The organism is Rathayibacter sp. VKM Ac-2759, from assembly GCF_009834225.1.
Taxonomy (GTDB): Bacteria; Actinomycetota; Actinomycetes; order Actinomycetales; family Microbacteriaceae; genus Rathayibacter.
Map to the genome: position 1 here is coordinate 2264396 of NZ_CP047176.1, position 14113 is coordinate 2278508.

The following is a 14113-nucleotide window of genomic DNA, read 5'->3' on the forward strand; positions in this document are numbered from 1 at the left end:
GTCAGTACCTCACTCGCGGGTCGATGAGCGCCGCGATGACGTCGACGATGAAGTTGGTCAGCGCCACGATCACCGCGAGCAGGGCGACGATGCCCTGGACGGCCACGAAGTCGCGTGCCTGGAGGTACTCGGCGAGCTGGAAGCCGAGGCCCTTCCACTCGAAGGTGGTCTCGGTCAGGACCGCGCCGCCCAGGAGCAGGGCGATCTGGAGGCCGATGACCGTGATGATCGGGATCAGCGCCGGCCGGTACGCGTGGGTGCGCACGAGGCGGAACTCGCTGACACCGCGCGAGCGGGCCGCGTCGACGTAGTCGGTGCCGAGGGTGCCGATCACGTTCGTGCGCACCAGGCGGAGGAAGATGCCGGCGGTCAGCAGGCCCAGCGCGATCGCGGGCAGCACCGCGTGCGAGAGCACGTCGGCGACCGCAGCAGGATCGCCGGTCTGGATCGCGTCGATCAGGTAGATCCCGGTCTTGTTCTCGAGGAACTGCAGCGAGAGCTCGGTGCCGGTGGTCGCGCGACCCGCCACCGGGAACCACTTGAGCCAGACCGAGAAGACGAGCTTCAGCAGCAGGCCCGCGAAGAAGACGGGAGTCGCGTAGCAGAGGATCGCGAAGATGCGCAGGACCGCGTCGGGCGTGCGGTCGCGGTGGTACGCGGCGAGCATCCCGAGCGGGATGCCGACCACGAACGCCACGATGAGGGCGTAGAACGCGAGCTCGACCGTCGCGGCGCCGTAGGTGAGCAGCACCTCGGTGACGGGCCGGTTGTCGCTCAGCGTGGTGCCGAAGTCGCCGGTGAGCAGCTGGCCGAGGTACTCGACGTACTGCACGATCAGCGGCCGGTCGTAGCCGGCGGCGGCGACGCGCTCGGCGAGCTGTTCGGCCGTGAGGCGCCCGCCGAGGGCCGCCGTGATCGGGTCGCCCGTCGTGCGCATGAGCAGGAACACCAGCGTCACGAGGATGAAGACGGTCGGGATGATGAGCAGGAACCGGACGAGCAGGTAGCGCCCGAGTCCGCCTCCCGAGCCCCGCGAGCGCCGGGTGGGCGCAGGCGGTGCCGCCGTGGCTGTCGTCACGTGATGCCTTTCGTGGAGAAAGGCCGGCGCCTCCCGAGGAGGAGGCGCCGGCCCGAGGGGTGGATCAGCTCTTGCTGAGCGCTCCGTAGCGGAACTTGAACGAGGCGTCGAGGGTGTCCTCGGTGCCGCTCACCGTGCTGCCGACGACGGCGACCTGCGAGCCCTGGAGGTAGGGCACGGTCGACAGCTGAGCCGCGACCTTGTCCTGGATCTCCTCGATCAGCGCGGTGCGCGCCTCCGGATCGGTCGTCGAGACCTGCTCGGCGATCAGACCCTGCACCTCGGCGTCGTCGAAGTGGTTCGCGAGGAAGTTGTCCTCGATGAAGAACGGCGACAGGTAGTTGTCGGCGTCGGAGTAGTCGGGGAACCAGCCGAGCTGGTACGCCGGGTAGACGTCGCTCGAGCGGTCCTTCGAGTACTGCACCCACTCGGTGGTCTGCAGGTTGACCGTGAACAGGCCCGACGACTCGAGCTGGTCCTTGATCAGCGCGTACTCGTCGCCCGAGGACGGACCGTAGTGGTCGTTCGAGTACTGCAGGTTGAGGGTGACCGGACCGGTCACGCCGGCGGCATCGAGGGTCGCCTTCGCCTTCTCGGCGTCGGGGCCGCCCTCTCCGTCGCCGTAGAGGCCCTTGAGCGACTCGGTCGCTCCGGTGAGCCCTGCGGGGACGTAGGAGTAGAGCGGGGTGTAGGTGCCCTTGTAGACCTGGTCGGCGATCTCGTCGCGGTCGATCAGGTCGGCCACCGCCTGGCGCACGGCGAGCGACTTGGTGGCGTCCGCCTCCGGGGTCGTGGCGCCGAACGGCTGGGTGTCGAAGTTGAAGACGATGTAGCGGATCTCGCCGCCGGGGCCGTCGACCACCTTGACGGAGTCGTTGCCGCGGAGGTCCTCGACGTCGGTCGCGGAGAGGCTCCGGAACGCCACGTCGATGTTGCCCTCCTGGATGTCGAGCTTGAGGTTCGACGAGTCGGCGTAGTACTTGACGTTGATGGTGCCGGTGCGGGCGGCGCCGAGCACGCCCTCGTAGCCCTCGTACGCCTTGTACTGGATCAGGTTGTTCACGTCGTAGTTCGTGATCGTGTACTGACCCGCGAAGGCGTCGCCCGAGACGATGTCGGCGTCGGCGGTGAGCGAGTCGGCCGAGAAGACGTCCTCGTCGACGATCGGGCCGGCGGGGCTCGACAGGATCTGCGGGAAGGTCTGGTCGTTCTCGGACTTCAGCGTGAAGACGACGGTGGTGTCATCGGGGGCCGCGACGCTGTCGAGGTTGGCGAGCAGCGAGGACGGGCCGTTCGCGTCGGCGATCGCCAGCTGGCGGTCGAACGAGAACTTGACGTCGGAGGAGGTGAGGTCGTTGCCGTTGGCCCACTTCAGTCCCTCCTTGAGCTTCACCGTGTACTCGGTCGGAGCCGAGAACTCGGCCGACTCGGCGATGTCCGGCTCGACGTCGGGCGTGCCGTACGGCGTGTTCATCAGGAACGGGAAGACCTGGTTCATCACCGCGAACGAGCCGTTGTCGTAGGAGCCGGCCGGGTCGAGGGTGGTGATCTTGTCGGTCGTGCCGATGGTGAGCGTGCCGCCGGCGGCGCTGTCGCCGGACGAGTCGTCACCGCCGGCGGAGCAGCCCGCCAGCACCAGTGCGACCGCGGCGAAGCCTGCGGTCGCGGTGAGTGCGCGAGTAGCCCGGGTGGATGCGGATGTCATCTCCGTCTGCCTCTTCCTGTCAGGGATGGGATGCGGGCGCGCACACGGCGCGCAGCCTCTCGGCACACAGTTCTCCTGTGGGCTGTAGCGCCACGACACTGGGCGCCCGCATTGCTGTTCCTCAGTCGTAACACAGTCGGGAGCGCTCTCAGGACCGCGGGGGCACCGCACTCGATTTCTTCACACGACTGCAACACGTCCCTCATCGTGGGTGCACCCGCCCGCTCACTCGTTGCGCAGAGCGCGCTTCTCGCGCTCGAGCTCGACGAGTCGGACCTGCACGGCGCGCGCCATCACGGGGTCGGCGGAGGCGCGCTGCAGCGCTCCGCGGAGCTCGGCGATCTCGCGCAGCAGGTCGCGCTCGATCAGCGAGATCGCGACATCGCGGGAGTAGCGCGCGAGCCCCGCCTCGTCGGCCGCCGGGATGGGCGCGACCGCGAGCTGCCGGACGAGGGACGCGAACGGGCCGGGGACGTCGGCCGCGACGTGCTCCACCCAGTCGCGGTCCTGCGCGCGCTCGAGATTCGCCACCACGGCGTCGCGGACGACCCGGAGCGTCTCGTTGGTGACGGCGGCGTGCGCTGCCCGGGTCAGGAGCTCCTCCCCCATCATCTGCGGCAGCTGCAGCATCGCCATCAGGGCCTCGCGCTCGATGCGGGTGACGACGTCGAGCGGGAGGTCGGTGATGCGGGCGCCGGCGGGCGCCTCCTGCGCGGGGGTCTCCCCCTGGTCGGTCTGCCGGGCGGGAGCGCGGGAGCCGGCCGAGCGCACTGCGGAGTTGACCTCGGACATGTCGAGGCCGAGCATGCGGGCGAGCTCGCGGGAGTAGCCGGGCCGGAGCGCCGGGTCGCGGATGTCGGCGACGACCGGCGCGGCGGCGCGCAGGGCAGCGATCCGCCCCTCGACCGTCTCGAGGTCGTAGCGCGCGAGGAGCTGCCGGATGACGAACTCGAACATCGGCTTCTTGTCGTCGATCAGTCTGCGGACGGCGTCGTCGCCCCGGTTCAGGCGCAGGTCGCAGGGGTCGAGGCCCTCGGGCGCGACCGCGACGAAGGTCTGCGCGGCGAAGCGGTGCTCCTCCTGGAACGCGCGCATCGCCGCCTTCTGGCCGGCCGCATCGGGGTCGAAGGTGAAGACGACCTCGCCGACGCTGCTGTCGTCGCCGAGCACTCGGCGGAGCACCTTGATGTGGTCGACGCCGAAGGAGGTGCCGCAGGTGGCGACCGCGGTCGTGACGCCCGCCAGATGGCAGGCCATCACATCCGTGTAGCCCTCGACGACGACGACCTGGTGCCCGCGCGAGATGTCGCGCTTGGCGAGATCGAGCCCGTAGAGCACCTGCGACTTGTGGTAGACGGGCGTCTCGGGGGTGTTCAGGTACTTCGGGCCCTTGTCCTCCTCGAGGAGCCGCCGTGCGCCGAAGCCGACGGTCTGCCCGGTGACGTCGCGGATCGGCCAGACCAGCCGGCCGCGGAACCGGTCGTAGACGCCTCCGCGGTTGCTGCTGCTGACGAGGCCCGCGGCGGTCAGCTCGGGCTCGGTGAAGCCCCGGCGCTTCAGGGCGGTGGTCAGGCCGTCCCAGCCGTCGGGGGCGAAGCCGACGCCGAACCGGTCGGCCGCCGCGCGATCGAACCCGCGCTCGCCGAGGAACCGGCGGCCGACATCGGCTCCCGGAGTCGTCAGCTGCTCGCGGAAGTACTCCTCCGCCGCGTCGTTGGCGGCGAGGAGGCGCGCGCGGCCACCGGTCTCGGGAGCCTGCCCGCCGCCCTCCTCGTACTGGATCTGGTAGCCGATGCGGGCGGCGAGGCGCTCGACGGTCTCGCTGAAGGAGCCGTGATCCATCTTCATGACGAAGCTGTAGACGTCGCCCGACTCCTGGCAGCCGAAGCAGTGGTAGAAACCGGCCTGCGGGCGCACGTGGAAGCTCGGGCTGCGCTCGTCGTGGAACGGGCAGAGGCCCTTCAGCGATCCGACGCCGGCCGACTTGAGGGTGACGTACTCGCCGATGACGTCGCCGATGTTGACCCGGGCTTTGACCTCTTCGACATCTTGTTGTCGGATCCGAGGCATGGGGACCATCGTATCCGCGGCACTGCACCCCTTGGCCGGGTGCCCGATCTTCGGCTCGCAGAACGGGCTCCGGCTCGCAGAACGGGCTTCGGCTCGCAGGAATCCCCCGTGTGAACGAGCCGGACCGGTTCTTGCGAGCCGAGCGCGCCTCCGCTCCGTCTTCGGCTCGCAAGAACCGTTTCGGCTCGCGGGAACCGCTCGATTCGGCGAGCCGAACGCGATCTCGCGAGCCGGACCTGCAGCCGCCCGAACTCCGGCTCGCAGGAACCGACTCGGCTCCCAGGAACCGACTCGGCTCGCAAGAACCGTCTCGGCTCGCCGGCACCGCCGCATTCCACGAGGCCGACGTGATTCGACGAGCCTGAGGTGACTTCGTCAGCTCCGATCGAGCCGCCACGCCGCGCCACAGCTCAGTCGAGCGGTGAGGGAGGGGCGCCCGGTGGTCGAGCAGCTCGGCAGGGTGCATCGAGACCCGGCATCAGCAGATCGGTGCCGTCACCAGGCCTCCTGGCGTTGGTGGATCTCGATACGCCCGCAAGCGGGCTACTCGATCAGCAGGCAGAGCCCACCCCCGACAGGTGACCAGGAGACCCACCAGCGTCAGCAGATCGGAGCCCCCACCAGGCCTCCTGGCGTTGGTGGATCTCGATACGCCCGCAAGCGGGCTACTCGATCAGCAGGCAGAGAGCGCCGATCGGGAAGGCGGCTTCTCTCTGTAGGCGCACCCCTCGGGCACAGCCGCAAGCGTGATTCGCGTGCCAGCGAATCGCCCTAGGCGGTCGCGACCCGCTCTGCGGAACGCACCACCTCGACAAGCCGACCGCGCGGACGCCGGGCAGGGACCGGCGTCCGAGGTGAGCAGGGCCGCGCCCTGCTCACCTCAGGAGCACAGCCGCTCGAACGCGGCCAGCGCGCTCTGGTCGGTGAGGTTCGCGACCTGGTCGACGACGACGCGGCGGCGCGCGTCGTCGGTGGGCGCGGCGCGCCAGTCCTCGGCGAAGCCGGGTTCGAGGGCGTCCGGGCCGCGGTCGAGGAGGGTGTCGGCGAGGCGGGTGAGGACCTCGCGCTGCTGGGCGTAGATCGGCTGGCGGGTGTTGCGCGACATCACGAAGGTCGCGACGATGCCCTTCAGCACGGCGATCTCGGCCTGCTGCTCGCGGGGCACGACGACGTGGCCGCCGAAGCGGACGAGGTCGGGGTGCGCGTACGCGTCGCGGGTCGCCTCGGTCGCCGCGCCGGCGAAGCGGCCGATGAGCTGGCTCGTGAGGTTCTTGAGACGGGCCTGGTCGCGGCGCGAGGCGTCCCAGGAGTCGACCCACACGTCGAGCGAGTCGAGGCGGTCGAAGGCGGCGACCAGCTCGTCGTGCGCGATCTCGCCCCCCACCCACGAGTGCATCGACTCGACGAGGTCGTCGTGGTCGGCGCGCGAGCCGAGGGCCTCGACGTCGATGTAGCCCGAGAAGACCGCGTCCTCGAAGTCGTGCACCGAGTAGGCGATGTCGTCCGAGAGGTCCATGACCTCGGCCTCGATGCAGCGCACGCCCTCGGGGGCGCCCTCGCGCATCCAGGCGAAGGCGGGCTCGTCGTCGTCGTAGAAGCCGAACTTGGCGCGACCCGAGGGGTCGGCCACCGAGCGGGTGTCCGGCCAGGGATACTTGCAGCTCGCGTCGAGGCTCGCCCGCGTGAGGTTCAGGCCGTAGGGGCGCTCATCGTCGCCGAAGACCTTCGGCTCGAGGCGGGTGAGCAGCCGGAAGGTCTGGGCGTTGCCCTCGAAACCTCCGATGCCCGCCGCCCACGCGTTGAGCGCGCGCTCGCCGTTGTGCCCGAACGGCGGGTGCCCGATGTCGTGGGCGAGGCAGGCCGTGTCGACGACGTCGGGGTCGAGGTCGAGGCTCGTCGCGAGCTCGCGGCCGATCTGCGCCACCTCGAGCGAGTGGGTGAGCCGGTTGCGCGCGAAGTCGACTCCGGCGGTCGGGCTCAGGACCTGCGTCTTGGCGGCGAGTCGCCTGAGCGAGCTGGAGTGGAACAGCCGCGCGCGGTCGCGGGCGAAGTCGGAGCGGCGGGTGGAGTGGTCCTCCGGCAGGAAGCGCTCGGTGTCGACGAGCGAGTACCCCCAGAGCGCGCGGTCATCCACCGCTGTGGTGGATCTCGGCGGCCGACACGGCGTCGCGCTGCGCGGCGTTCAGCTCGCGCGACTCGAGCCAGCGGTCGGGCAGCGACGGCACCTTCGGCGAGCCCGCGCGACCGCGCTGACCCTCTGCGTCGACACCGGGGTACGGCACGTCGGGGTCGAGCGTCGCGAGCAGCTCGTCGAGCTCGGCGAGGGTCACCACGGACGCCATCCTGGCCCGCAGGTCGCCGCCGACCGGGTACCCCTTGAAGTACCAGGCGACGTGCTTGCGGATGTCGCGGCAGCCGCGCTCCTCGCTCTCGAAGAACTCGACGATCAGCTCGGCGTGGCGGCGGAAGGCCACGGCGACCTGGCCGAGCGTCGGCCGGAACCGCTCGTCGGATCCGGCGAAGGCGGCGGCGAGATCGCCGAACAGCCACGGGCGACCGAGGCAGCCCCGCCCGACCACGACGCCGTCGCAGCCGGTCTCGGAGATCATCCGCAGGGCGTCCTCGGCCGACCAGATGTCGCCGTTGCCGAGCACGGGCACGCTCGTGATCGCCTCTTTCAAGGTCGCGATCGCCGACCAGTCGGCGTGGCCGCTGTAGAACTCGGAGGCGGTCCGCGCGTGCAACGCGATCGACGCGACCCCCGCGCCCTCGGCGGCACGGGCGGCCTCGAGGTAGGTGAGGTGGTCGGCGTCGATGCCCTTGCGCATCTTGATCGTGAGCGGGATGTCGCCGGCGGCCTTCACGGCGCCCTCGACGATCGCGCGGAAGAGCGGGAGCTTCCAGGGCAGCGCGGCTCCTCCGCCCTTGCGGGTGACCTTGGCGACCGGGCAGCCGAAGTTGAGGTCGATGTGGTCGGCGCGGTCCTCGGCGACGAGCATCGTGACGGCCTCGGAGACCGTGCGCGGGTCGACTCCGTAGAGCTGGATCGACCGCACCGACTCGCTCGGGTGGTGGCGGATGAGGCGCATCGACTCGGGAGTGCGCTCGACCAGAGCGCGCGAGGTGATCATCTCGCTGACGAACAGCATCCCGCCGACACCGGGCGTCTCGCCGGCACCGGGCGTCTCGCCGGCGGTCGGCGTCCCCCCGGCGACGGGACCGTCGCCGAACTCGCGGCAGAGGCGGCGGAACGCCGTGTTGGTGATCCCGGCCATGGGCGCGAGGACGACCGGCGCGTCGAGTTCGAGGGGGCCGATGCGCAGCGCGGGCGCGGGTGGGGCGGCCAGAAGTGTGGAGGACATCGGTAACGATTGTCCCAGATCCTGTGTTGGGGAAGGCGAGTCGAGCCGAGAGGGTGCAGAGATGGTCGAGAGAGAGCCTGTGGAGGGCGGAGCCGAGAGGTTCGGAGCGGATGCGCGGGCGCGCGGACTCGAGGTCGAGATCGTGGAGCGGCCCGAGGCGCACAGCCTCGCCGAGGCGGCGGAGCTGCTGGGCATCGAGCCCGGCGAGATCGTGAAGTCGCTCGTCGTGAAGCGCCACGACGGCGAGTACCTCTTCGCTCTGATCCCGGGCGGCCGGCAGATCTCGTGGCCGCTGCTGCGCGCCGTGGTCGGAGTCAACAAGCTGCGGCTGCCCGACGAGCAGGCGGCCCTCGAGGCCACCGGCTACCGGCGGGGCACCATCACGCCGATCGGATCGACGACGGCCTGGCCGGTCGTCGCCGACGAGCGGATCGTGGGCCGGCGCATCGCGATGGGTGCCGGCGAGGGAGGTCGCAGCGCGTTCGTCGACGCCGACGCGCTGATCGCCGCCTACGGGGCGACGGTCGCCGACATCAGCGTGGAGGAGCCTCCGCGCTGACCTGCTCGGCGCTGACCTGCTCGGCGCTGACCTGCTGGGTGCCGACCTGCTCGGCGCCGACCTGCACCGGGCCGACCTGCTCGGCGGAGGGGACGACGCACACGCCGTCCTCGCACACCGGCACGTCCGAGGCGCCGAGCATCACGAAGCCGCTCACGCCACGACCGCCCGCTGCGAGAGGACGTGCTCGAGCACCTCGGTGAACGCGGCCGGCTCCTGCGCCCCCGAGACCCCGAAGCGCCCGTCGAGCACGAAGAACGGCACGCCGTTGATCCCGTACTCGCGCGCCTGGGCGATGTCGGACTGCACATCGGCGAGGTGCCGCTGCTCCTCGAGCACCCGCAGCACCTCGTCGGAGTCGAGTCCGACCTCGGCGGCGAGCGACGCGAGCACGGCGGGGTCGGCGAGGTCGCGGCCCTCGACGAAGTAGGCGCGCAGGAGGCGCTCCTTCAGCTCGAGCTGCAGCCCGGCCGACTTCGCGTGGTGCAGCACCTGGTGGGCGGTGACGGTCTTGACGTGCCGCACCGTCTCGAAGTGGTAGTCGAGCCCGACGCCCGCCGCGATCGCGGTGACCGAGTCGAGCATCTGCTGCGCCTGCGCCTCGGGGATGCCCTTGTGCTCGGCGAGGAAGGCCGCCTCGCCGCCGCGGTAGTCCTCGGGAGTGTCGGGCGAGAGCTCGAAGCTGCGGTACTCGATCGCGACGTCGGGGGCCTCGGGGTGGGCGAGGCGGAAGGCCTCGAGCCCGCGCTCGAACTTCCGCTTGCCGATGTAGCACCAGGGGCAGGCGATGTCCGACCAGATGTCGACGGTGATGGGGGTCTGCGCGTCACTCACTCCGAGGACAACCGCGCCGATCCGGCCGTATTCCCGTCAGCGGCCGAGGACCCGGACGAGCTCGTCGACGTCGGACTCGTCGTTCCAGACGTGGAAGGCGACGCGGAGGCGGCCGCCGCGACCCGAGACCCGGATGCCGGACGCCGTCAGTCGCGCGAGGTCGGCGCCGTCGGCGTCGGGCCACGACACGATCGCCCGGTGCTGCGGCTCGCGGTCGAGGCGCGCGCAGAGCGCGTCGCCGAGCCCGGAGGCGTGCTCCCACACCGCGGTCGGGTCGAGCGAGCGGAACAGCTCGAGCGACGCCTCCGCGCCGACGAACGCCTGCCAGGCGGGTGAGACGTCGAACCGGCGGGCGCTCTCGGCGAGGTGCATGGCCGGTCCGTAGCAGGACGACCAGACGTCCTCGCCCGAGTACCAGCCGGCCTGCACGGGGATCAGCTCGGCGGCGTACGAGGGTGAGACCGTGAGGAACGCGACTCCGCGGGGCGAGCAGAGCCACTTGTAGGCGTGCGTGAGCGTGGCGTCGAAGCGCGTCGCGTCGACGGGGAGGACACCGGCGGCCTGGGTGAGGTCGCAGGCGGTCCGGACCCCGTGGCGCGCCGCCGCCTCGACGATCGCGTCGAGATCGGCGAGGGCCCCGCTGGAGGACTGCACGGCCGAGAAGACGACCAGGGAGTCACCGGCCTCGACGGAGTCGGCCAGCGCCTCGAGCGGCACGCTGCGGACCCGGACACCGCGGTGCGCCTGCGCCAGGAACGGGAAGACGATCGACGAGAAGTCGCCGTCGACGCAGAGCACCGCGGCGCCGTCGGGGAGGGACGCCGCGAGCACCGCGGCCATCGCCGAGGTCTGGGAGCCGATCGCCACCTGCGAGACGGGCGTCCCGACGATGCCGGCGAAGGCCGCCCGCGCCCGCTCCGCGACGTCGCCGTAGCCCGCGGCCGTGTTGTCGCCCGCCGACCAGCTGTCGAGGTCGGCGCGCAGCGCGTCGACGCTCTCGCGCGGAGGCAGGCCGAGGGTGCAGGCGTTGTGGTAGCCGCGGGCACCGGCGAACCGCTCGCGCAGGGCGGACGACGGCAGGGGTGCGGTGCTCATCCCTCGAGGATCCCCCCGCCACCTCCGATCGCCAAGATGCGCCGGGTGCCGGGCGAGTCGTGTCAGCGCGCGGCCAGGGCGTGCGCCTGCTCGAGCAGGGCGACGACCTCCCGCGCCTCGCGGACGTCGACGGGAGGCGCGGCGCCCTCGAGGAGCGAGCGCGCGACTCCTTCGGCGAACGCCGCGTACCGGCCGCGCTCGCTCGGGACGCGGTGAGCACCGCTCTCGTCGTGGAGGGTGCCCAGGGCATCGGAGGGGACCACTCCGAAGTCGGCGTCGCGCGGGTCGGCGCCTCCCGAGCGCAGGGCGCCCTCCTGGGGGTCGAGACCGTCGACGGTGAAGGCGGCGCGCGTGCCGAGCACGCGGAACCGCGGCCCCGTCGCGCGGGCCACCCGGCTCATCGTGAGGTGCGACCGCACTCCCCCGGCGTGCAGGAGCGAGACGAACGCGTCGTCCTCGCTGGCGCCTCCGGTGTGCACGATCCGCGTCTCGGCCGCGGTCACCTCGGCCGGACCGAACAGGACGAGCGCCTGGTCGACGAGGTGACTGCCGAGGTCGAACAGGATCCCGCCGCCCTCGGCCGGTGTCACCCGGGTCTGCCAGCGGCCCGTCTTCGGCGCGCTCCAGCGCTCGAACGACGATTCGAAGCGCACGACGTCTCCGAGCGCGCCGTCGGCGAGGAGGCGCCGGAGGGTCAGGAGGTCAGCGTCCCACCGGCGGTTCTGGAAGACGAAGACGGGTGCGCCCGCGGCCTCGGAGGCGGCGATGATCGCGTCGGCGTCGGCCGCGGTCGGCGCGAACGGCTTGTCGATGATCACGGCGACTCCGGCGCCGAGGACCGCCTCGGCCTGCGCGCGGTGCACGGAGGGAGGGGTGGCCAGCACCACGACGTCGGGCCGCTCGGCGAGCACCGCGTCGAGGTCGGGGACCACCCGGGCCCCGGGGTGCGCGGAGGCGGCCGCGGCCGCACGGGACGCATCGGAGGTGGCGATCGCGACGATCGAGAACGCCGGATCGGCGGCGAGGAACGGCGCGTGGAAGACGCTGCCCGCGAGCCCGTACCCGACGATGCCGGCGCGGATCACGCGGAGGCTCCCGGCACGTCGACCGCACCGCCGAAGCGCCGCGAGCGGCCGGCGTAGTACTCGACGGCCTCCCACAGGTCGGTGCGGCTGAAGTCGGGCCACAGCCGGTCGAGGAACACCATCTCGGCGTAGGCGCTCTGCCAGAGCAGGAAGTTGCTGGTGCGCTGCTCGCCGGAGGAGCGCACGAAGAGATCGACGTCGGGCATGTCGGGCACGTAGAGGGCCCGCGAGATCGTCTTCTCGGTGATGCCGGAGGGCTTCAGGCGCCCCGCCGCGACCTCGCCCGCGAGGCGCTGCACCGCATCCGCGATCTCGGTGCGGCCGCCGTAGTTGACGCACATCGTGAGCGTCAGGACGTCGTTGCCCTCGGTCAGCCGCTCGGCGAACTGCAGCTCGTTGATCACCGACGCCCAGAGCCGCGGCTTCCGCCCCGCCCAGCGCACCCGCACGCCCCACTCGTTCAGCTGATCGCGCCGGCGGTGCAGCACATCGCGGTTGAAGCCCATCAGGAAGCGCACCTCGTCGGGCGAGCGCTTCCAGTTCTCGGTCGAGAACGCGTAGACGCTGAGGTGCTTCACGCCGATCTGGATCGCTCCGGCGACCACGTCGAGCAGCGCCGCCTCGCCGCGCTTGTGCCCCTCGACGCGGGTGAGGCCGCGCGAGTTGGCCCATCGGCCGTTGCCGTCCATCACGATCGCGACGTGCCCGGGAACCGCCTTGCGCGGCAGCTCGGGCGGATGCACGCCCGTCCAGTCGAGGGGGCGGAAGGGCTCGGCGTCCTTGTGGGTGAAGGGCTTCATCGGGTGACGTGCTCCAGGGATCTGAGTCCGCGTTCGAGGTGGAACTGGGTGTAGGCGGCGACGACTCCGCTGGCCCGCGACCGGGTCGAGGGCTCGGTGGACTCGGCGTGCACCCAGTCTCCCGTGAGCAGAGCGCCGAGGAGGACGACGACCTCGGGAGCGACCCGCGGGGCTCCCGGCGGGGTGCAGTCGGCGCAGACGACGCCTCCGAGCTGGACGACCACCGCGCCGTGCGGCCCCGGGGCGCCGCACCGGGCGCAGTCGTCGAAGCTCGGGGCCCAGCCCGCGATCGACAGCGCGCGCAGCAGGTAGGAGTCGAGGGTGAGCACGGCCTCGTGCTCGTGCCGCGAGAGCGAGCGCAGCGCGCCGACGAGCAGCAGGTACTGCTGGAGGGAGGCGTCGGCGTCGGTCAGCCGATCGGCCGTCTCGACCATGGCGTTCGCCGCGGTGTAGCTGTCGTAGTCGGCGGCGATCAGCGCACCGTAGGCGCCGAGCGACTCGGCCTGCGTGACGATGTCGAGACTCCGCCCCTCGTAGAGCTGGAGGTCGGCGACCATGAACGGCTCCAGCCGCGAGCCGAACTTGGAGCCGGTCTTGCGGACGCCCTTGGCGACGGCGCGGATCTTGCCGTGCCCGCGCGAGAGCAGGGTGACGATGCGATCGGCCTCGCCCAGCTTGTGCGTGCGCAGCACGACGGCTTCGTCACGGTAGGTGGGCATGACCCCGATTATCCTCCCGACCACCGACACCGGCCTGGACGCGGGGCCGCGCGTGGAACGATGGACGGGTGGCAGCGACCCTCTTCGTGATCCCGGCCTGGGCCGATCTGCTCGCGATCGCCATCGGCTGCCTGCAGGGCGCGATGTTCGCGGGCGAGTTCCGCGACCGACGGATCGACCTGCTGGGCGTCACGATCATCGGCACCGCGACCGGGCTCGGTGGCGGCGTGCTGCGCGATCTGCTGCTCCAGACTCCGCTGGTCGCCCTGCACACGAACGCCTACCTGCTCGTGGCGGTCGCCGCCTCCCTCCTCGGGATGCTGCTGCAGCACGTGCTGAACCGGGTGGACGGCACGATCACCGCGCTCGACGCGCTCACACTGGGCCTCTTCGGTGCGATCGGCACGACGAAGGCGCTGGCGCTCGGGGTCCCGGAGGTGCCCGCCGTGTTCGTCGGCACCGTCTCGGCGGTCGGCGGATCGGTCGTGCGCGACATCCTGCTCAACCGGCCGATCGCGCTGATGCACGTCGGATCGCTGTACGCGATCGCGGCGACCGCGGGCACGGTGGTGCTCGTGACGGGTCTGCGCTTCGGCATGATCATCGACTACGCGGCTCCGCTGGCCGTGGCGGTCACGACCGTGATCCGGCTGCTGGCGGTGCGCTACGGGTGGAGCCTCCCCGAGCAGCGCGCGCTGAACCGCGTGCCGCGCCTGCGCTGGCGCCGCCCCTCCTGACGGTCCCTCCGCCGAGGGAGCCCGCACCCGCCGAGGGAGCCTCGGAGTGCCGGCTCCCTCGACGGTCAG

13 protein-coding genes are annotated in these 14113 nt (G+C 71.6%); 2 read left to right on the forward strand and 11 right to left on the reverse strand.

The features are described 5' to 3' along the window. Position 1 precedes the first annotated feature (1 nt). The 5 genes from GSU68_RS10495 to dusB form a co-directional block, all read right to left on the reverse strand. Positions 2–1078 carry an ABC transporter permease gene (locus GSU68_RS10495; protein ID WP_159908071.1) on the reverse strand — a complete coding sequence of 359 codons (1077 nt, stop codon included), beginning with the start codon at positions 1076–1078 and terminating at the stop codon, positions 2–4. Positions 1079–1142: 64 nt separating this feature from the next. Next, the gene (locus GSU68_RS10500) at positions 1143–2783 is read right to left on the reverse strand and encodes an ABC transporter substrate-binding protein (protein WP_159908073.1); all 1641 of its coding nucleotides are present in this window, start codon (positions 2781–2783) and stop codon (positions 1143–1145) included. 225 nt (positions 2784–3008) lie between these two features. Then, the gene (dnaG, locus tag GSU68_RS10505; RefSeq protein ID WP_159908075.1) at positions 3009–4853 is read right to left on the reverse strand and encodes a DNA primase; all 1845 of its coding nucleotides are present in this window, start codon (positions 4851–4853) and stop codon (positions 3009–3011) included. Positions 4854–5733: 880 nt separating this feature from the next. After that, positions 5734–6987, reverse strand: a complete 1254-nt coding sequence (locus GSU68_RS10510) for a deoxyguanosinetriphosphate triphosphohydrolase (RefSeq protein ID WP_159908077.1) — start codon at positions 6985–6987, stop codon at positions 5734–5736. Then, entirely contained in the window at positions 6980–8215 is a 1236-nt protein-coding gene (gene dusB / locus GSU68_RS10515) for a tRNA dihydrouridine synthase DusB (RefSeq protein ID WP_159908079.1), read from the reverse strand. The genes GSU68_RS10510 and dusB overlap by 8 nt, the downstream gene beginning before the upstream one ends. A 61-nt stretch (positions 8216–8276) precedes the next feature. On the opposite strand from dusB, the gene GSU68_RS10520 reads away from it, so the two are divergent. Next, positions 8277–8774 carry a YbaK/EbsC family protein gene (locus GSU68_RS10520; protein ID WP_159908081.1) on the forward strand — a complete coding sequence of 166 codons (498 nt, stop codon included), beginning with the start codon at positions 8277–8279 and terminating at the stop codon, positions 8772–8774. Here GSU68_RS10520 and GSU68_RS20060 read toward each other — a convergent pair. From GSU68_RS20060 to recO, 6 genes are all read right to left on the reverse strand, one after another. Beyond that, the gene (locus GSU68_RS20060; protein ID WP_279631031.1) at positions 8749–8931 is read right to left on the reverse strand and encodes a hypothetical protein; all 183 of its coding nucleotides are present in this window, start codon (positions 8929–8931) and stop codon (positions 8749–8751) included. The two genes, GSU68_RS10520 and GSU68_RS20060, sit on opposite strands and share 26 nt — an antisense overlap. Continuing rightward, positions 8928–9608, reverse strand: a complete 681-nt coding sequence (locus GSU68_RS10530) for a DsbA family oxidoreductase (protein WP_159908083.1) — start codon at positions 9606–9608, stop codon at positions 8928–8930. Before GSU68_RS10530 ends, GSU68_RS20060 begins: the two co-directional genes overlap by 4 nt. A 36-nt stretch (positions 9609–9644) precedes the next feature. Continuing rightward, entirely contained in the window at positions 9645–10703 is a 1059-nt protein-coding gene (locus GSU68_RS10535) for an aminotransferase class V-fold PLP-dependent enzyme (RefSeq protein WP_159908085.1), read from the reverse strand. Positions 10704–10765: 62 nt separating this feature from the next. Further along, positions 10766–11788, reverse strand: coding sequence for a Gfo/Idh/MocA family oxidoreductase (locus tag GSU68_RS10540; RefSeq protein ID WP_159908087.1), 1023 nt, complete (start codon positions 11786–11788; stop codon positions 10766–10768). Continuing rightward, complete coding sequence (locus GSU68_RS10545) at positions 11785–12588, reverse strand: isoprenyl transferase (RefSeq protein ID WP_159908089.1); 804 nt, start codon at positions 12586–12588, stop codon at positions 11785–11787. The genes GSU68_RS10540 and GSU68_RS10545 overlap by 4 nt, the downstream gene beginning before the upstream one ends. Beyond that, positions 12585–13307, reverse strand: a complete 723-nt coding sequence (gene recO / locus GSU68_RS10550; RefSeq protein WP_159908091.1) for a DNA repair protein RecO — start codon at positions 13305–13307, stop codon at positions 12585–12587. Before recO ends, GSU68_RS10545 begins: the two co-directional genes overlap by 4 nt. A gap of 68 nt (positions 13308–13375) precedes the next feature. On the opposite strand from recO, the gene GSU68_RS10555 reads away from it, so the two are divergent. Then, on the forward strand, positions 13376–14044 hold the full coding sequence (locus GSU68_RS10555) for a TRIC cation channel family protein (protein WP_159908093.1): 669 nt from the start codon (positions 13376–13378) through the stop codon (positions 14042–14044). The last annotated feature ends 69 nt before the right edge of the window (positions 14045–14113 follow it).

What these genes read in the sequence shown, in the direction of transcription:
- GSU68_RS10520 (WP_159908081.1), top strand. Translation starts at nt 8,277, where the DNA reads ATGGTCGAGAGAGAGCCTGTGGAGGGCGGAGCCGAGAGGTTCGGAGCG.
- GSU68_RS10535 (WP_159908085.1), bottom strand. Translation starts at nt 10,703, where the DNA reads ATGAGCACCGCACCCCTGCCGTCGTCCGCCCTGCGCGAGCGGTTCGCC.
- GSU68_RS10545 (WP_159908089.1), bottom strand. Translation starts at nt 12,588, where the DNA reads ATGAAGCCCTTCACCCACAAGGACGCCGAGCCCTTCCGCCCCCTCGAC.
- dnaG (WP_159908075.1), bottom strand. Translation starts at nt 4,853, where the DNA reads ATGCCTCGGATCCGACAACAAGATGTCGAAGAGGTCAAAGCCCGGGTC.
- recO (WP_159908091.1), bottom strand. Translation starts at nt 13,307, where the DNA reads ATGCCCACCTACCGTGACGAAGCCGTCGTGCTGCGCACGCACAAGCTG.
- dusB (WP_159908079.1), bottom strand. Translation starts at nt 8,215, where the DNA reads ATGTCCTCCACACTTCTGGCCGCCCCACCCGCGCCCGCGCTGCGCATC.
- GSU68_RS10500 (WP_159908073.1), bottom strand. Translation starts at nt 2,783, where the DNA reads ATGACATCCGCATCCACCCGGGCTACTCGCGCACTCACCGCGACCGCA.